The organism is Niveispirillum fermenti (assembly GCF_048066175.1).
In the GTDB taxonomy this organism is placed as follows: Bacteria; Pseudomonadota; Alphaproteobacteria; order Azospirillales; family Azospirillaceae; genus Niveispirillum; species Niveispirillum fermenti.
Map to the genome: position 1 here is coordinate 72,261 of NZ_JBLTXA010000003.1, position 17,716 is coordinate 89,976.

The 17,716-nt window shown below is 64.6% G+C and carries 17 protein-coding genes; 8 read left to right on the forward strand and 9 right to left on the reverse strand.

Annotated elements, in window-relative coordinates:
* Nucleotides 1-43 precede the first annotated feature (43 nt).
* The 3 genes from ACM9LZ_RS03840 to ACM9LZ_RS03850 all read right to left on the reverse strand — a co-directional run bounded on the left by ACM9LZ_RS03840 (nucleotide 44) and on the right by ACM9LZ_RS03850 (nucleotide 2,473).
* A complete protein-coding gene (locus tag ACM9LZ_RS03840) occupies nucleotides 44-328 on the reverse strand; it encodes a GIY-YIG nuclease family protein (protein WP_416618021.1) in 285 nt (94 codons plus the stop codon).
* A 167-nt stretch (nucleotides 329-495) separates the two neighbouring features.
* Nucleotides 496-1,977: a Fe-S cluster assembly protein SufB gene (gene sufB, locus ACM9LZ_RS03845; RefSeq protein ID WP_416618022.1), complete on the reverse strand. Its 1,482-nt coding sequence runs from the start codon at nucleotides 1,975-1,977 to the stop codon at nucleotides 496-498.
* A 37-nt stretch (nucleotides 1,978-2,014) separates the two neighbouring features.
* Nucleotides 2,015-2,473: an SUF system Fe-S cluster assembly regulator gene (locus ACM9LZ_RS03850; RefSeq protein ID WP_416618023.1), complete on the reverse strand. Its 459-nt coding sequence runs from the start codon at nucleotides 2,471-2,473 to the stop codon at nucleotides 2,015-2,017.
* Between the two features lie 668 nt (nucleotides 2,474-3,141).
* On the opposite strand from ACM9LZ_RS03850, the gene ACM9LZ_RS03855 reads away from it, so the two are divergent.
* Entirely contained in the window at nucleotides 3,142-3,534 is a 393-nt protein-coding gene (locus tag ACM9LZ_RS03855) for a helix-turn-helix domain-containing protein (protein WP_416618024.1), read from the forward strand.
* A gap of 55 nt (nucleotides 3,535-3,589) precedes the next feature.
* Here ACM9LZ_RS03855 and ACM9LZ_RS03860 read toward each other — a convergent pair whose 3' ends face one another.
* The 3 genes from ACM9LZ_RS03860 to rho all read right to left on the reverse strand — a co-directional run bounded on the left by ACM9LZ_RS03860 (nucleotide 3,590) and on the right by rho (nucleotide 7,219).
* Nucleotides 3,590-5,389: a M3 family oligoendopeptidase gene (locus tag ACM9LZ_RS03860; protein WP_416618025.1), complete on the reverse strand. Its 1,800-nt coding sequence runs from the start codon at nucleotides 5,387-5,389 to the stop codon at nucleotides 3,590-3,592.
* A gap of 62 nt (nucleotides 5,390-5,451) precedes the next feature.
* Complete coding sequence (locus ACM9LZ_RS03865; protein ID WP_416618026.1) at nucleotides 5,452-5,661, reverse strand: hypothetical protein; 210 nt, start codon at nucleotides 5,659-5,661, stop codon at nucleotides 5,452-5,454.
* Nucleotides 5,662-5,950: 289 nt separating this feature from the next.
* Nucleotides 5,951-7,219, reverse strand: coding sequence for a transcription termination factor Rho (rho, locus tag ACM9LZ_RS03870; protein WP_416618027.1), 1,269 nt, complete (start codon nucleotides 7,217-7,219; stop codon nucleotides 5,951-5,953).
* A gap of 534 nt (nucleotides 7,220-7,753) precedes the next feature.
* On the opposite strand from rho, the gene ACM9LZ_RS03875 reads away from it, so the two are divergent.
* The 3 genes from ACM9LZ_RS03875 (at nucleotide 7,754) to ACM9LZ_RS03885 (ending at nucleotide 9,475) form a co-directional block, all read left to right on the forward strand.
* Nucleotides 7,754-8,398, forward strand: coding sequence for a response regulator (locus tag ACM9LZ_RS03875; RefSeq protein ID WP_416618028.1), 645 nt, complete (start codon nucleotides 7,754-7,756; stop codon nucleotides 8,396-8,398).
* Entirely contained in the window at nucleotides 8,388-8,921 is a 534-nt protein-coding gene (locus ACM9LZ_RS03880) for a hypothetical protein (protein WP_416618030.1), read from the forward strand. The genes ACM9LZ_RS03875 and ACM9LZ_RS03880 overlap by 11 nt, the downstream gene beginning before the upstream one ends.
* A gap of 227 nt (nucleotides 8,922-9,148) precedes the next feature.
* Complete coding sequence (locus ACM9LZ_RS03885; protein WP_416618031.1) at nucleotides 9,149-9,475, forward strand: hypothetical protein; 327 nt, start codon at nucleotides 9,149-9,151, stop codon at nucleotides 9,473-9,475.
* Nucleotides 9,476-9,490: 15 nt separating this feature from the next.
* Here the strand turns inward: ACM9LZ_RS03885 and ACM9LZ_RS03890 are convergent, their stop codons facing one another.
* On the reverse strand, nucleotides 9,491-10,294 hold the full coding sequence (locus tag ACM9LZ_RS03890; protein ID WP_416618032.1) for a polyphosphate kinase 2 family protein: 804 nt from the start codon (nucleotides 10,292-10,294) through the stop codon (nucleotides 9,491-9,493).
* A 198-nt stretch (nucleotides 10,295-10,492) separates the two neighbouring features.
* Between ACM9LZ_RS03890 and ACM9LZ_RS03895 the strand changes: the two genes are divergently transcribed.
* Nucleotides 10,493-12,676 carry a M3 family metallopeptidase gene (locus ACM9LZ_RS03895; protein ID WP_416618033.1) on the forward strand — a complete coding sequence of 728 codons (2,184 nt, stop codon included), beginning with the start codon at nucleotides 10,493-10,495 and terminating at the stop codon, nucleotides 12,674-12,676.
* Nucleotides 12,677-12,834: 158 nt separating this feature from the next.
* On the opposite strand, the gene ACM9LZ_RS03900 is transcribed toward ACM9LZ_RS03895, so the two are convergent.
* Both ACM9LZ_RS03900 and ACM9LZ_RS03905 read right to left on the reverse strand, forming a co-directional pair.
* Nucleotides 12,835-13,554 carry a hypothetical protein gene (locus ACM9LZ_RS03900; protein WP_416618034.1) on the reverse strand — a complete coding sequence of 240 codons (720 nt, stop codon included), beginning with the start codon at nucleotides 13,552-13,554 and terminating at the stop codon, nucleotides 12,835-12,837.
* A gap of 107 nt (nucleotides 13,555-13,661) precedes the next feature.
* On the reverse strand, nucleotides 13,662-14,330 hold the full coding sequence (locus tag ACM9LZ_RS03905) for a glutathione S-transferase family protein (protein WP_416618035.1): 669 nt from the start codon (nucleotides 14,328-14,330) through the stop codon (nucleotides 13,662-13,664).
* A 531-nt stretch (nucleotides 14,331-14,861) separates the two neighbouring features.
* Between ACM9LZ_RS03905 and ACM9LZ_RS03910 the strand changes: the two genes are divergently transcribed.
* From ACM9LZ_RS03910 to ACM9LZ_RS03920, 3 genes are all read left to right on the forward strand, one after another.
* A complete protein-coding gene (locus tag ACM9LZ_RS03910; RefSeq protein WP_416618036.1) occupies nucleotides 14,862-15,317 on the forward strand; it encodes a GNAT family N-acetyltransferase in 456 nt (151 codons plus the stop codon).
* The gene (locus ACM9LZ_RS03915; protein ID WP_416618037.1) at nucleotides 15,314-16,924 is read left to right on the forward strand and encodes an ABC transporter substrate-binding protein; all 1,611 of its coding nucleotides are present in this window, start codon (nucleotides 15,314-15,316) and stop codon (nucleotides 16,922-16,924) included. The genes ACM9LZ_RS03910 and ACM9LZ_RS03915 overlap by 4 nt, the downstream gene beginning before the upstream one ends.
* A gap of 118 nt (nucleotides 16,925-17,042) precedes the next feature.
* Nucleotides 17,043-17,501 (forward strand): GNAT family N-acetyltransferase, encoded by a 459-nt coding sequence (locus ACM9LZ_RS03920; protein WP_416618039.1) that lies wholly within the window; start codon nucleotides 17,043-17,045, stop codon nucleotides 17,499-17,501.
* Nucleotides 17,502-17,716: the final 215 nt, after the last annotated feature.

Here is a 17,716-nt window from a genome sequence, read left to right on the forward strand (position 1 = left end):
CTCTGCTGTCATTCCAGCGAAAGCGGGATTGACAGTGACGCTGCTAAAGCAGCGTCGAACTCAAATCCTTCCACTCCGGATTGGAGGCTTCGATCAACTCCAGCTTCCAGTCGCGGTTCCATTTCTTCATCTGCTTTTCCCGAAAGATCGCATCATCTATCCGGTCGAAAAGCTCGTAATGGACCAGTGTTTTCACACCATACTGCTTGGAGAAGCCGTCCACCAATCCTTCCCGGTGTTCGTAAATCCGCCGTCCGATGTCGCTTGTCACCCCGATATAAAGGGTACCGTTGCGCTGACTGGCGAGGATGTAGACGTAACCGGGCACACCCCTTCCTTTCCGCTTCCATCCTTCTCCACCGTCATCCCCGCGAAAGCGGGGATCCAGCGTAGCGGCGTCAGCCGCGATAGGACTCATATCGGCGCCAACCGCGCCTCACACTGGATTCCCGCTTTCGCGGGAATGACGGTAGTGAGAGTGGGCGGGGGCGTTCATCACCCCACGCTTCCCTCCAGGCTGATCGCCACCAGCTTCTGGGCTTCCACCGCGAATTCCATGGGCAGTTCCTTCAGCACTTCCTTGCAGAAGCCGTTCACGATCAGGCCGACCGCATCCTCTTCCCCCAGGCCGCGCTGGCGGCAGTAGAAAAGCTGGTCTTCGCTGATCTTGGCCGTCGTCGCCTCATGCTCCACCCGCGCCGTGCGGTTGCGGCTTTCGATGTAGGGCACGGTGTGCGCCCCGCACTTGTCACCGATCAGCAGGCTGTCGCACTGGGTGAAGTTGCGGGCGTTTTCGGCCCGGGGCAGGATGCGGACAAGGCCGCGATAGGTGTTCTGGGCGCGGCCGGCGGAGATGCCCTTGGAGATGATGGTCGATCGGGTGTTCTTCCCGATATGGATCATCTTCGTGCCGGTATCGGCCTGCTGCATGTTGTTTGTGATGGCGACGGAATAGAACTCGCCCACCGAATTGTCGCCCTGCAGGATGCAGCTCGGGTATTTCCAGGTGATGGCCGACCCGGTTTCCACCTGCGTCCAGCTCACCTTGCTGTTCCGGCCGCGGCAGGCGGCCCGCTTGGTCACGAAATTATAGATGCCGCCCTTGCCGTTCTCATCGCCCGGATACCAGTTCTGGACGGTCGAGTATTTGATGGTGGCGTCATCCAGCGCCACCAGTTCCACCACGGCGGCATGCAACTGGTTCTCGTCGCGCTGCGGGGCGGTGCAGCCCTCCAGATAGGAGACGTAGGACCCTTCATCGGCGATGATCAGGGTGCGCTCGAACTGGCCGGTATTCTTCGCATTGATGCGGAAATACGTGGACAGTTCCATCGGGCAGCGCACGCCCTTGGGGATATAGACGAAGCTGCCATCGGTAAAGACGGCACAGTTCAGGGTCGCGAAGTAATTGTCGGAATAGGGCACGACGGTGCCCAGATACTGGCGCACCAGATCGGGATGGGTCTTCACCGCCTCGCTGATGGAACAGAAGACGATGCCCTTCTCCTCCAGCTTCTTCTTGAAGGTGGTGGCCACCGACACGCTGTCGAACACGGCGTCGACCGCGATGGACGGGCTGTCGCCAGCACCCTCCACGCCGGCCAGGATGGCCTGTTCCTTCAGCGGGATGCCCAGCTTCTCATAGGTCTTCAGCAGTTCCGGATCGACCTCGTCCAGCGACTTCGGGCCGGCCGTCGTCTTGGGTGCGGAATAGTAATAGCTGTCCTGATAGTCGATCGGCGGGTAATGCAGCTTGGCCCAGTCCGGCTCTTCCATGGTCAGCCAGTGGCGATAGGCCTTCAGCCGCCATTCCAGCAGCCATTCCGGCTCCCCCTTCTTGGCGGAGATGAAGCGGACGATATCCTCCGACAGGCCCTTGGGCGCCGTTTCGGATTCGATGTCGGTGAAGAAGCCGTACTTGTACTTCCCCTCCGCCAGGCTCTTGACCTGTTCGATCGTCTGTTCAGTGGCGGCCATGTCCGTCGCTCCCTATCAACCTTCAACCCGACGCCGTTCAACCGGCCAGCGCCGCGCGGCGGGCCGGCGGCGGCTGGTCGAAATCGAACAGGTTGGGCGTGGCCATGTCGGCCAGCGTCACATCCTCCAGCGCCCGGCGCACGGCGCCGTTCACCTTTTCCCAATGGCCCTTGCGCGAGCACAGGCTCTGCACACCGCATGACCCGCTGCCGCCATCCACGCAATCGGTCAGGGCGATGGGCCCCTCGATCGCTTCGATGATATGCACGACATTGATGCGGTCGGGCGTGCGCGACAGGCTGTAGCCACCCATCGCGCCGCGGTGCGATTGCAGCAGGTCGCCACGGGCCAGCAGCTTCAACAGCTTCTGCACCGTCGGCATGGGCAGGCCCGTGCGGTCGGCCAGCGAATTCGCCGTGTGCAGCGCGCCGTCGGCATGCGCCAGCGTGGTCAGGACGACCACGGCATAATCCGTCATCTTGCTGAGCCGCAGCATGGGCTTTTGCGAACCTTTCTCAATACAGGACCAATCTGGTCCCGATTAAGTGATCCGACCGGGCACGATAGTCAAGCGCCGGCCCACCCCCCCTGCGACACGGGAGACATGCAGTAGCGTGGAAGCCATGGGCCTGCCAAGCAAAGATTGGAGAGGAAATCCGGCTTCAATGCTGGCTTCCCGCAGCCATGACCTGAGCGGGCAGCTTTCGCCCTGCACCATTCGGCATTGGACGTTGATCGGGTGGCGGGATGGGTGCAGGCTTAATTCACTGGCGGGGCAATCGGGACCAATCCCCGCCATGACCGACCTGCCCCGATGACGGGTGGCCGGACAATCGGCCGGATCATTCGCGGCAAAGCCCCCGCCTCCGCGCGGTTTAAACATGGCTTGTGCCCATCCGGCTGAGGCCGAGAGGCTATCGAAGAAACGGCGGGTCTGTCCGTGACAAGCGGATGGCCCGCCGTCTTTCGTTTCGGCCCCCCCCTGTGCCGACCGGTATCGGCCCCGTGGGCCCATCCGGTGGGCATACCCCTGCTGGACGATATCCTGATGCAAATGGATTGGTGGGACGTTTGTCCCAGGCTCGCCATTTTTCAGCCGCCCATGTGCCATCCCCGCTGCGTTCCCTGTTTATCAACTGCGACGTAACAGCGGAGCTTATTCCCATGTTGACTGGCAGCACACTCATGGCCGCCCCCCACGCCAATGGTATGGCGGCACCCGCGCAGCATATGGTGCGGGGTGACCTGGATTTGCGGCTGGATACCGGCCGTGTGCAATGGCGGGGGCGGCCTGTGCCCCTGACCATGACGGAATGCAAGATGGTGCGCCTGATGGCGCAGCGGCCCGGTACGGGCGTCACCTATCGCGACCTGTACGATCTGGTCCACGGGCCGGGCTTCATGGCGGGCAAGGGGGCGTCAGGTTACCGTGCCAACGTGCGGGCCTTCATCAAGCGTATCCGCAAGAAGTTTCGGGACATTGATGATGGGTTCGATGCCATCATCAATGATCCCGGCACGGGCTATAGCTGGGCCAAGCAGGGGGAGGCCGAATAGGCTTCCCCCCCACCGGCGGGCATCGCCCCCGGTCAGCGCCACCTGCCAGGCCGGATCACAGCCCTTCCAGTTCCGTGATGAAGCTGTCCAGAAGGCCCAGTCCCTTGTTCCAGAAGGACGGGTCCTTCAGGTTCAATCCGAACGGGGCCAGCAGATCGCCATGATGCAGGGTGCCGGCCGCGGACAGCATTTCCATATATTTGGCGGCAAACGCTTCTCCCTGGCCCTGGACCGCGGCTTCCTGATAGGCGGCGTACAGGCTGTTCACCAGGCAATCGCCGAAGGCATAGGCATAGACATAGAAGGGTGAATGGACGAAATGCCCGATATAGGCCCAATAGGGCCGATAACTGTCCTCGAACTGGAAGGCGGGGCCCAGGCTTTCGGTCTGCACCTGCATCCAGATGTCGGCGATCCGCTCGGCTGACAGTTCGCCTTCCCGCCGCTCGGTATGCAGGGTCCGTTCGAACTGGTAGAATGCGATCTGCCGGATCACCGTGTTGATCATATCCTCCACCTTGCCGGCCAGCAGCGCCTTGCGCTTGGCCTTGTCGGTGGTGGCGTCCAGCAGGCTGCGGAAGGTCAGCATTTCCCCGAAGACGGACGCGGTTTCGGCCAGCGTCAGCGGGGTGGATGCCTGGAGATGGCCCTGGGCCCGGCACAGATACTGATGCACGCCATGGCCCAGCTCATGCGCCAGGGTCATCACGTCGCGCGTGCGGCCCATATAGTTCAGCAGCAGATAGGGATGGGCCGAGGGCACCACCGGATGCGCAAAGGCACCGGGGTTCTTGCCCGGGCGCGGCGGGACATCGATCCAGGGATTGTCGAAGAATTTCTGCCCGATCTCGGCCATGGCCGGGCTGAAGCGGGCATAGGCGCCGCGCACGATCTCCTTGGCATCCGACCATGGTATCTTGCGGTCGTCATCGCCGGGCAGCGGGGCGTTGCGGTCCCAGTAATCCAGCTTGTCCTGTTTGAACCATTTGGCCTTCAGGCTGTAATAGCGGTGGGACAGGCGCGGATAGGCAAGGCGGACCGATGACAGCAGCGCGTCCACCACCTCGTCCTCCACCTGATTGGCCAGGTTGCGGGCCGACCAGGGATAGGGGTAGTGGCGCCAGCGATCCTCGATCTCCTTGTCCTTGATCAGGGTGTTCATGATGTGGGCGAAGGTGCGCTGGTTCTTTGCCAGCACGTCGCCCAGCGCGAGCGCTGCATCCTTGCGCAGCGAGGCATCGGTGGATGACAGCAGGTTCAGCGCCTGGGCGGAGGTCAGGTTCTCCCCCCGCACATTGAAGCGCAGGTCGGCCAGATGCTCGTCGAACAGGCGGGTCCAGGCGGCGCGGCCGGCCACATGCTTTTCATGGAGCAGCCGTTCGGCCTCGTCGGAAAGCTGGTGCGGCCGGAACAGACGGGTGTCGCGCAGGAAGGGCATATAGGCGGCCAGCGCCCTGTCCTTCAACTTGGCTTGTATATCCTTGTCCTCCAGCCGGTTGATCTCCAGCGTGAAGAACAGCAGGTGGACGGAGATGGCGGTCACCCGCTCGCTCATGCCCTGATAGAAGCGGCCGATGGCCGGATCGGCCATGTTGCCGGCATAGAGCAGGCCGGCATAGCTCATCACCTTGGAAAGGACCTCGTCCAGCCGTTCATAGTCGGCGATGGCCCGGGCCATTTCGGCCCCTGTCAGGCCGGGCAGCTTGCCCTGGTAGCGGCGGGAGAAGGCGACGGCGTCGGCTTCCGCCTGGTCCAGGTCGGTCTTCAATGCGGGACTGTTGGGTCCGGCATACAGGTCGGACAGGTCCCAGGTGGGCAATTCACCCAGTTCGGCTTGGTTCAGGCTGTCGGGCATTCGCCCCCTCCGGCAAAAAAGGACTGCCGGTTGCATATGGCACGGCGGGAACGTCAGTTCAATCAGGCGGCCGTCGTCACGAAGGCGGGCCGGCCGCAATCGTTGCTGGCCATGCGCCCGGCCGTCACGCGCATCAGCCGATGCACATCGTCGGCGGCGACGCCGTCACGGTCCATCAGCAGCCGCGCGATGGGATCGGCCAGCAGATCATTCAGGCTTGCTTCCCCAAGAAGATCGGGGTTCAGCGGCAAGGTCGTATCGAAAATATCCATTTGTGTCCTCCTGTCCGGGCCCTGCGGCCAGCGTCAGCGGTTCCACGAGGCAACGGGATGATCATGCGCTTGTTCCATGACAATACAATGCTCTCATGACCGATTTGACGGACCCTATACCTTTGCGTGGCCGGGTGCCGTGATGCAGGTCACGCGGTCTATGAAATGCCTATGAAAAAAGGCCGCGGCGGATATCCGCCGCGGCCTTCCATCGGGGGAACCGGTGATCGCGGGGGGCGGGGCACACCCCTCACCCCGGCTGGTGACGGCATGAGGGGGGCGGCTCCGGTCACTGGTTCATGCTGTCGAAGAAATCGTTGTTGGTCTTGGACTGTTTCAGCTTGTCGACAAGGAATTCGACGGCGTCCTGCGGACCCATCGGGTTCAGGATGCGGCGCAGGATCCACATCTTGGCCAGCGCCCCGCGATCGACCAGCAGATCCTCCTTGCGGGTGCCGGACTTCTGGATGTCCAGCGACGGGAAGATGCGCTTGTCGGACAGCTTGCGGTCCAGGACGATTTCGCTGTTGCCCGTGCCCTTGAACTCTTCGAAGATCACCTCGTCCATGCGGCTGCCGGTATCGATCAGCGCGGTGGCGATGATGGTCAGCGACCCACCTTCCTCGATATTGCGGGCGGCACCAAAGAAGCGCTTGGGGCGCTGCAGGGCGTTGGCATCGACACCACCCGTCAGCACCTTGCCCGACGAGGGGACGACGGTGTTGTAGGCGCGGCCCAGGCGGGTGATGCTGTCCAGCAGGATGACCACGTCACGCTTATGCTCCACCAGGCGCTTGGCCTTTTCCAGCACCATCTCCGTCACCTGCACGTGGCGGGTGGCCGGCTCGTCGAAGGTGGAGGATACGACCTCGCCCCGGACCGAGCGGGCCATGTCGGTTACTTCTTCCGGACGCTCATCGATCAGCAGGACGATCAGATAGACTTCCGGATGGTTGGTGGCGATGGAATGGGCGATGTTCTGCAGCATCACCGTCTTGCCGGTGCGCGGCGGCGCCACGATCAGGGCGCGCTGTCCCTTGCCCAGGGGAGCGACAAGGTCGATGACGCGGGTCGTCATGTCCTTGCGGCCCTTGCCGGAATTATCGACCTCGACCTCCAGCTTCAGCCGCTCGTCCGGGTAGAGCGGGGTCAGGTTGTCGAAGTTGATGCGGTGGCGCACCTTGTCCGGGTGGTCGAAATTGATGGAATTGACCTTCAGCAGGGCGAAGTACCGCTCCCCGTCCTTGGGCGCCCGGATCTGGCCTTCCACCGTATCCCCGGTGCGCAGGCCGAAGCGCTTGACCTGCGAAGGCGAGATATAGATGTCGTCGGGGCCCGGCAGATAGTTGGCTTCCGGGCTGCGCAGGAAGCCGAACCCATCGGGCAGCACCTCCAGCACCCCTTCGCCATAGATCGGCACATCATTGTCGGCAAGCTGCTTCAGAATGGCGAACATCATGTCCTGCTTGCGCAGCGTGCCGGCATTCTCGATCTGCAGCTCCTCGGCGAAGGCGAGCAGCTCTGCGGGGGTCTTGGCCTTGAGTTCCTGGAGATTCATCGGATCTGGCTTCGGTCGGCCGGAAGGCCGGTTGCGGGGAGGGGGAAACGGGGGATACCCGTGGGATGTGTCCCATGGCGTGCAGCCGGATCGGGCATGCATCCGGATTGCGGCAGGATCACGGCCCTGGAGGCCGCTTGGAGAATCGCTCTGGTAGCCGGTGGCACAGGGTCTGCACGAACTTGCAAGGAGGGGATCAAGAAGGGGATGGGGAGGTGTGAGCATGCCGGACAGGCATACCCAGGTGACAGCCGCGTCGAATGGCCATCCAAGATGGACTGCCGTCCGGCGATTCGCCCTGACACCTGCCCGGTGCCCGGACCCTGCAGGCGCGTTGGGGCGCCCCGTATCCGGCCTTAACCTTCTACCGTGGTCATCGATAGCCCAGCAGCCTGTGCAAGTCAAAGCAAAAGAGTGGGTAAGCCCTGTTCCACCCTGTCGCAGCCGGATCACCACCTGTTCCCGCCGGATAAGTGCGCCTCATGGCAACGGGAGACTATGCGCAATCGCCTGTTGCTGTAATATAGCGTTTAAATGGCTTACTTTTTGGGCAACAAGACCATGCGCCTGCTGATCGCCGACGACCACGATCTCTTACGCGACGCCCTGCGTTCCCATTTCGAACGGGAAGCGCCGGGCACTTTTGTCCAGGGGGTGGGCACGGTCAGCGAAGCGCTGAAGGTGCTGGATGACGGGCAGCCGTTCGATATCCTGCTGCTGGACCTGCGGATGCCGGGGATGAACGGCCTGAACGGTCTGGTCCGACTGCGGGAGCGCTATCCGTCCCTGAAGATCGCCCTGATGTCGGGCGAGGCCAAGAACGAGGATATCCGCCTGGCCATGGCCCATGGCGCCATCGGCTTCCTGCCCAAGACGCTGCCCGGTTCGGTGCTTCTGCAGGCCGTGCAGCGCATGGCGGGCGGCGAGGTGTTCATGCCGGACAATCTGCCGGAAAGCGCCATGGCCGACAGCAACGCGCTGAACAGTACCTTCACCCGACGCGAGCGGGAGGTGCTGGACTTCCTGCTGAAGGGCCAGTCCAACAAGGAGATCGCCCGCGCGCTGGACCTGGAAGAGGTGACCGTCAAGCTGCATATCCGTGGCCTTTGCCGCAAGCTGGGTGCCAAGAACCGCACCCAGGCCGCCATGCGCGCCGTGGAGCTTGGCCTTGCCCGCTGACGACCGCGCCCCCGCTGCACCGGCCGTATCCCCGCCGCTGGATGCCAACGGTCTGCCGCGCGGGCTGCGCCATGATCTGGTCAATGCGCTGAACGCCCTGCTGGGCTTCGCCACCTTCCTGGAAGCCGACCTGCCGGAAGGCCCGTCGCGCGAATTCGCCACCCGCATCCTGCAGGCCGGCCGTCAGGCCATGACCCTGGCCGAGCGCATTCCGTCCAGCAGCCGGGCGGCGGCGGTGCGGGTGCTGATGGTATCGACCGCCGCCGATGCCGATCCGCTGGTGCTGGAACTGGACGGCTATGGCTGCGAGGTGACGCTGGTGACCAGCGTTGCCAAGGCTGCCCAGGCCTTGCGGCAGGCGCCGAACGCCTGGGACGTGGTGCTGGCCGACCTGCCGGGTCCGGCCGACGCCGCGACCCTGCGCGCGGCGGCTGGCCGGATGGAGATCATCCCCCGGACGGCGGAGGCCACGGCCGCCGGTCTGGCCCTTGTCCTGCGTGCCGCAGGGACGGCGCCTGCCTGAGCGCGATGCTGCGGCATCCCCTCATCGTTCCCGATTGATCCCCCCCCGATGGGCACTCCTATGTGCGGCCCCCGGTGTCCGATGCGCCGGTGGCGCTGGCCTGTTCCTTCGCTGATCGGTTGTAAAGCTTCCGCGACCTAGCCTTTTGTACCCCTGTCGGTCAGGGTTGTTTCGTGCGAGTCTCAGGTGCTCGGCCTTTTGGCCGCATGCAACCAGGCTGGTTTCTCATGCCCTGTCGTCGATCCGCCCCCGCCCTGCTGCTGTTCGCCTTTTCGCTGGCGGCAACGCCTGTGCTGGCCGGGCCCTGCACGCTTCCGAAGATCGATGGCGGCATTGCCATCGGCGAGGCCGACCGGATCGACAAGGACCGTGACGCCCTGCTTTCCTATGAGGCCTGCCTGGCGGAGCAGGAGGAGCTGGAAGGCGCCTTCAACAGCGATGCGGCGGACCGCACCGCCTTGCAGCGCGAGGCGGCGGCCAACCTGCGCCGCACCCTGGATGCCTGGCAGAAGACGCGCCGTGCCGCCGACGCCACCCCCCAGAAACGGTCCTGAGCGCGGGGTGAGGCGTCACTTCCGCAACAGCTTTTCCGCCGCCGCCTTCACGGCCGGGTCCAGCGGAGGCGGAGTGATGTCGATGCCTTGTGACAACACCTCCACCACATGCCGCAGCACGGCCACCCTGGCATACCATTTGGCATCGGCGGGGATGGCCACCCAGGGGGCGATGCCCGTGCTGGTATGGGTGAACATGTCATCGATGGCCTGTTCATAGTCGGCCCGCCGGTCGCGGTTGCGCAAATCCTCCGCCGTCAGCTTCCAGCGCTTGTAGGGATTGCCGAGCCGTTCCCTGAACCGTTCAAGCTGCTCGGCCTCGCTGACATGCAGGAACAGCTTGACGATCCGCACCCCGTCATCGCTCAGCAGCCGCTCGAACTCGTTGATCTCGTCATAGGCGCGGCGCCATTCATGGGGCTTGGCAAAGCCTTCGACCCGCTCCACCAGGACGCGCCCGTACCAGGAGCGGTCGAAGATGGCGAAGGTTCCCGGTTCGGGCAGGCGCTGCCAGAAGCGCCATAGGTAATGCCGGCCCTGTTCGGCCGCCGTGGGGGCCGCGATGGGCCAGACATGCGCGCCGCGCGGGTCCAGGTTCTCGGTCAGGCGGCGGATGGCGCCCCCCTTGCCCGCGGCGTCCCACCCCTCGAACACGATGATGGCCCGCCGCTTGGCATGCCAGTAGGCCTGCTGCACATGCAGGATTTTCTCCTGCAACGCCGCCAGTTCCTTCTGATAGGCGGCTTTCTCGGCGAAGCGGTGCCCCTTCATGTCCAGGTCGGCCAGGCGGGGAACAGAATGGGCGTTGTCGTGCATCATGACTCCGGCAGGGTGGGGCGGACGGTCCTTCGGGTCGGCTGGCAGCTTATACCAGAGACCGGTGATCGGTTGCGATCACCGGGACTTATTAGCGACGGTGCGGATATTGTAACAGAACTGTTTCGCCCCTTGTCTTGGCACACGCCATATCGGACCCATGTAGTTTCGGACGAACCCTGGCAAAAATGGGGACATGTGGTGAAGACGGTGTTGAAGAACGGGGCCTCGGCCCTGATCCTGGCCATGGTGGGCGCTGTCGCCCCCATGACCGTGATGGCGGCGGACGCCCCGGTGCAGGTGGCGCAGGCGGAGACCAAGGTGACCAGCGAGAATCCCTTCTTCCAGGAATGGAAGACCCCGTTCGGCGTGCCGCCGTTCGACGCGATCAAGCCCGCGCATTTCCGGCCCGCCTTCGACAAGGGGATGGCCGACCATCTGGCCGAGATCAAGGCCATCACCGACAACCGGCAGGCCCCCACCTTCGCCAACACCATCGATGCTTTGGAAAAAAGCGGCCGGTTGCTGGGCGATGTGTCGCGGGTGTTCTTCAACCTGACCGCCTCCAACACGAATGACGAGCTGCAGGCGCTTCAGCGCGACATGGCGCCGCTGCTGGCCGACCACAGCAACGCCATCAACCTGAATGCGGCCCTGTTCAAGCGCATCGACACGCTGTACGCCCAGCGCGAGAAGCTGAAGGTCACCGCCGAACAGCGCCGGGTGCTGGAACGCTACCACCTGGATTTCGTGCGCGCGGGCGCCCAGTTGGAAGGCCAGGACCGCGAGCGGATGGCCGCCGTCCTGCAGCGCCTGGCCGTGCTGTCCACGCAGTTTTCCCAGAACGTCCTGGCCGACGAGAAGGAATACAAGCTGGTCCTGTCCAGCAAGGACGAACTGGTCGGCCTGCCCGACTTCTTCGTGGCTGCCGCGGCCCAGGCCGCCAAGGATCGCGGCGATGACGGCAAGTATGTCGTCACCCTGTCGCGCTCCTCGATCGAGCCGTTCCTGACCTTCTCCGCCAACCGGCCCCTGCGCGAGCAGGCGTGGAAGGCCTGGATCGCCCGCGGCGACAATGGCGACGAGCACGACAACAACGCCATCATCACGGAGATCGTGCAACTCCGTATCGAGCGCGCGAACCTGCTGGGCTACAAGACCTTCGCCGAATACAAGCTGGCCGACACGATGGCCAAGACCCCGCAGGCCGTCAGCGACCTGCTGCTGCAGGTCTGGGAACCGGCCAAGATTCGCGCCGCGGAGGAACGCGACGAGATGCAGAAGCTGGCCGCTGCGGAAGGCCAGAACATCACGATCGAGCCGTGGGACTGGTATTATTACGCGGAGAAGGTCCGCAAGGCGAAGTACGACCTGGATGAGGAGCAGATCAAGCCCTACTTCCAGCTCGACAAGATGATGGAGGCCGTCTTCTACACGGCCACCCAGCTGTTCGGCGTCACCTTCACCGAGATGAAGGACGCGCCGCGTTACCATCCCGATGTCCGGGTGTACGAGGTCAAGGACCGCAAGGGCCAGCATGTCGCCGTGTTCTACAGCGACAATTTCGCCCGCCCGTCCAAGCGCAGCGGCGCCTGGATGTCGTCCTTCCGCGATCAGGAAAGGCTGTCGGGCACCGTCACGCCCGTGGTGATCAACAACAACAACTTTGCCAAGGCGGCGGAAGGGGAGCCGACGCTGCTGTCCTTCGACGATGCGACGACCCTGTTCCATGAATTCGGCCACGGCCTGCACGGCATGCTGTCGAATGTGACCTATCCGATGTTCTCCGGCACCTCGGTCCTGCGCGATTTCGTGGAGTTCCCGAGCCAGATCCTGGAACACTGGATTTCCCAGCCGGAGGTGCTGCAGCGCTTCGCCGTCCATTACAAGACGGGCGAGCCCATCCCGAAGGAGTTGCTGGACAAGATCCTGGCCACGCAGACCTTCAATCAGGGTTTCGCGACCGTGTCCTATACCTCCTCGGCGCTGGTTGACCTGGCCTATCACAGCCTGACCGATGCCAAGGGGCTGAACCCGGACACGTTCGAGCGGGAAACGCTGGACAAGCTGGGCATGCCGAAGGAAATCGTCATGCGCCACCGCAGCCCGCATTTCAGCCATATCTTCTCCGGCGACGGCTATTCGGCCGGCTATTACAGCTATATGTGGGCCGAGGTGCTGGACGCCGACGGCTTCAACGCCTTCAAGGAGGCGGGGAACATCTTCGATCCGAAGCTGGCCCAGAAGTTGTACGAGAACATCTACAGCGCCGGCGGTGCGGTGGATCCGATGGATGCCTATGTCGCGTTCCGCGGCCGCGCGCCGAAGGTCGATGCGCTGCTGGAGAATCGCGGCCTGCTGGGCGTCGGTTCGCGCGTGAACTGATACTATTTTACGGTGATCAGAACCAATTGGTTCTGATCACCGCTCTCAATCGCCGGGCCGAACCGGCGGGAATAGGCAAGGGCCGTGGGAGGTGATCCCGCGGCCCTTTTCCGTGCAAGGAGTCGGCCCGTTCCGGTGCCGGCCCGACGGGAATGATATCAGTTCGGCGGGGTGGCGAAGGCCGACAGCGTCACGCGGGCGCCAACCACCAGCTTGTCCTGCACGCCGGGCTGGGCGTCGGCCATGGGGGCCGCCGCGGCTTCCATCATCTGCTTGCGCGCGCCGGTGACCATGACGGCCCGCGGCACGGACTGTTCGAAGAAGTCGATGCCGGCCACGCGGTAATTGCGGCCGGGGAAGGCCGTGTTCAGCCGCTTCAATTCGCCATTGACCTGGGCATAGAGCCGGTCGCGCAGGGCCGCCCGCGTCGTTTCCGTTTCCGCCAGGGTCGGGTCGAAGGCCACGGAGCCGACGCGCACCTGCAGGCCGCTGCGGCTGGCCTTCTTGGTACGGTCATTGAGGGCCGGAAGCTGGCTCTCCGGCAGGCGTGCCTGCAGCAGGGCCTGCCAGCGGTCCAGCCCGGCGCTGTCATTCTGCTTGTCCATGGCGATGAAGCGCCACTCGGCCCGGTCGGCCACGCCGGCGACGGCCTTCAGGATGTCACCGCGCAGGTTGGTGCCCTCGCCGCTGCCGGCGACATCGACCACCAGGGTGACCAGGGCCGTCTCGGTCTTCACCCAATCTTCCACGGACAGGTTCAGCGACACGCTGTCGGTGACGGGCGGTACGATGGTCTGGGCCATGGCGGTCGCCGGCATCGCGGCCAGCGGCAGGGCGAGAAGGGCGGCGGCGGTAAGGGGACCCATGAGCCGGCGCATGATTTTTCTCCGTATTTCCGTGCTGGGCGCCCTCTTGGGCGGGGCACCCCTGGGACGTATCATGTCACAGCACGTTTGGCCGAATTGCGACCGAAATGCGGAAAGGATCAGAAATCGAGATCGGCGTAATGCTTGGGCGGCGCCAGGCCCGGCTGGTGATCGGCCAGCAGCGGGCGGAAGCTGGGCCGGCTTTTCACGCGCGCGTAGAAATCCTTGGCGTCGGGATGGTCGTCCCACGGCACGTCGCCCAGATAGTCGATGGACGAAAGCTGGGCCGCCGCCGCGATGTCGGCCCAGGAGAAATCGTCCCCCGCCAGCCATTTCCGCCGTTCGGCCAGCCAGCCGATATAGTCCAGGTGATAATGGATGTTGGCCAGGCCGGCGCGGATCGACTGGGCATGCGGCGTGCCCTGGCCGGAAAAGCGTTTGAACAGCTTCTCGCCTACCAGCAGGTCGGTGACCTCCGCCTTGAACTTCACGTCGAACCAGGCGGCCAGCCGCCGCACCTCTGCACGCTGCGGCACGTCGCGGCCCAGCAGGCTGTGCCCCGGATAGGCATCCTCAAGATATTCGCAGATGGCGATCTGATCGGCGATCACGGTGCCGTCATCCTCCACCAGCACCGGCACCTCTCCGGCGGGGTTCAGCATCATGAAGGCTTCCCGCCGTTCCCAGGGCTTTTCCGGGAGCAGGTCGAAATCCAGGCGCTTTTCCGCCAGTGCCACCCGCACCTTGCGGGAAAAGGGGGAAAGGGGGTGGTGAAAGAGAGTCCGCATCCGCTGTTCCGATCCCGCTGCCCATGGCCTTCCGTCACGCCCCGGACGGCCGGTCCACGGCCGTCAAAGCTGTGCCACAGGCGGCGGGTGTCTGACAAGGGTGACCGGACCGGACAAATCCTTTTCCCGCCGGGGGTTATGCCAACGTGCGATGAGTAGAATTCATCGCACGTTGGTGCGGCGGCGACTGCCGCCGCGCCGCTCGTGCGGCGCAGCCAAGCCAACGAATGTTGGCGCCTGCGAATGAGGGCGGTAACCAGAACCTAAAGGTTCTGGTTACCGCAAAATAGTATTATGCCCGCTCGCGGTGATTACAGCCCGCCGGGGACCGATAGGACGGCGAGGGCCGCCACGCGCCCTGCGGCGCGTGTCAGAGGCCATGGATGGGGGGCTGGCGATTGAGATTTTGTGATAATCATCCCCGCCGCCTTACGCCGCATGGACAGAAACCATGGGGAGTGCGATACCCGAAGCGGCGTCGGGGGACGCCGTTACGGTTTTGGGGGAGCATGGAATTTGACGGCGGGCGGAGTGACCGTGCGTGCGGTCGGGCCTGGGGATCGTGATGCATGGCGCATCCTCTGGGATGAATATTGCGCCTTCTACCGGGTGACGGTGCCGGCGGAGGTGACGCAGACCCTGTGGCACCGGCTGCTGGACCCGGGCTCGCCGGTAAGCGGACTGGTGGCGGTGGGGCCGGATGGCAGCCTGCTGGGCCTTTGCCATTACGTCCTGCATCCGCACACCTGGTCGGTCCGGCTGGTCTGCTATCTGGAGGATCTGTTCACGGCCGGGCCGTGCCGCGGGCGCGGCGTGGGCCGGGCATTGATCAGCCATCTGCGTGAAATGGGCGCGGCGGCCGGGTGGGGCCGGCTCTACTGGAATACCGAGCATGACAACCATCAGGCCCGGGCGCTCTATGACAAGGTGGCGGGTGGGGCTGACGGCTATGTCCGTTATCTGATCCCGTTGGCGCCCCGCGGATGAGGGGCCGGGCCGGCCGGCCGGCCGGTTTCCTCCCCTGGCTGGTCCTGCTGCTGATGCTGGCGGTGCCGGCGCCGATGGTGCGGGCAGAGGCGCCGGATGGGCCGGAACTGCGTATCGGGCTGGACAGTCTGGGGGTGACCTATGCCCCCTATGCGGTCAACAGCCTGTCGACCCGCACCCTGCTGTCCCACCTTTACGAAGGACTGGTGGCGCGACGGCCCGATCTGGGTCTGGTACCGTCCCTGGCGACGGGCTGGAGCCGGCGGCCCGATGGGGCGTGGCTGTTCGAGCTCAGGCCCGGTGTGCTGTTCCATCGTGGCGGGGTCCTGCGGGCCGGCGATGTCGTCTACAGCCTTTGCCGTATCCTGGCCACGCCGGGGTCGGTCCTGGCGACCACGGTGCGCCAGTTCGCCATGGTGGAGGCTGTGGGGGCCGACAAGGTGGCGATCCACCCCCTGGCACCCTTCGCCGATGTGCCGGGGCAGATGGTGGGCCTGTGGATCGTCCAGGCGCCCTCCGGCTGGGCGGGACGCTTCGACCCGGCCGGCTGTGCCGGGGTGGAGGGAACCCCGGGCCCGGTGCCGGACGGCCCGCCGGATGCCAACGGCACCGGGCCCTACCGGCTGGTGCAGTATCAGGCCGACACCCATCTGGTCATGGTGCGGTTTCCCGGCCATTGGCATGGGGTGCCCGCCTGGGGTCGGGTCGTGATGCTGCGGATCGGCGATGCCGGCCGCCGCGCCCGCGCGCTTGTCGTGGGCGAGGTCGACCTGATCGACATGGTTCCGGCCGAAAGCCTGGCCTATCTGCAGGGCCGTCCCAATCTGGAGATCGTGGCAGGCCCGATCTACCGCGTGTTCATGATCCAGATGAACCAGCGTTCCGCGGCCATGGATGTGCAGGGGCGCAATCCCCTGGCCGATGCCCGCGTTCGGCGCGCCATATCCCTGGCCATCGATCGCGGGACGCTGGCCCGGCGCACCATGGTGAACGGGGCGAAGCCCACGTCGCAACTGGTGCCGACCGGCATGGCGGGCCACCAGCCGGACCTTTCCGACGATCCCTATGATCCCGACGCCGCCCGGCGGTTGATGCGGGAGGCGGGATTCACCGACGGGTTCACGCTCAGCCTGGCGACGCTGGACCATGCTGCGCGGCTGGGCACGGCCGTGGCGCGCTATCTTCAGCAGATCGGCATTCGTGTCATCCTCCACACCCTGTCGGAGGCGGAGTTGATCAGCCGGGCGGCTGCCGGGGATTTCCAGCTTTTCATCGGGTCCGCCAACCTGTTCAGCGGCGATTTCACCACCCTGGTGCGCGACCTGCTGGCCAGCCCGGACGAAGCCGCCGGCCGGGGCGGCTATAATCGCGGGCAGTTCCGTGACGCGGAAATGGATGCGCTGGTCGCCCGGCTGATGACGCTGCCGCCCGATGATCCCCTGCTGCCCGCCTATCGCCGCCGCGTCGCGCTTCTGGCCCATGCGCAGACGGCCGTCGTGCCGCTGGCCCATGCCGGACGGCTTTGGGCCGTGCGGCATGGGCTGGCCTTTTCCGGGCGTATGGATGGAATGACACTGGCCATGGATGTGGCGCCGCCCCCGCCCTGATCCTTCAGGATGTTCATCTGTCATCCATTACATCCATGACGGGTGATGGGATTGGACAAGGATATGGTGGACAGGTATCGTTGGGGGGATTTAAGGGTTAACAATGGAGGAAGCGGCCATGGCGGATTTCACCATCGCCCCACCCGCCCCGGAGGATGAGGCTGATTGGCGCCGCCATTGGGCACAATATCTGACCCGCTACACCGTCAATGTCACCCCGCTGACCACCGACATCATCTGGGCCCGCATGCTGGACCCGACATCCGCCATGCGCGGCCTCATCGCCCGTGATGCCGATGGGCGGGGTATCGGCTTCTGCCACCTGATCCTGCACGACAATACCTGGTCGCTGCACCCGTTCTGCTATCTGGAAGATATGTTCATCGCGCCCGAATACCGGCGGCGCGGGATCGGCCGGGCCATGCTGGACCGGATCGTCGAACTGGCACATGCCAACCAGTGGGCCCGCGTCTACTGGACGACGTGGGAGAATAATGCCGGTGCCCGGACCCTGTACGATCAGGTGACGGGCGGCGCCGATTCGCTGGTCCATTACACGATCAAGGTCAGTGCCTGACCCCCGGCCCGTGGCGCACCTCCCTTCTTCTCCCTTGGTTTCCGCCCCTGTCCGCCTGGTGGGCATGTTCTCTTTTGGTTCCGGACGCTAACCATGATAGGGTGGGCGCCGCCGGGGGGCGGAGATGTGATCGGTTGACGGTACGGGTGGACCCCGCGTGAGGCGGCGCGTTTCATCCGGGCCGACCGATGCATGTTGCTCCCTTCACAAGTTTC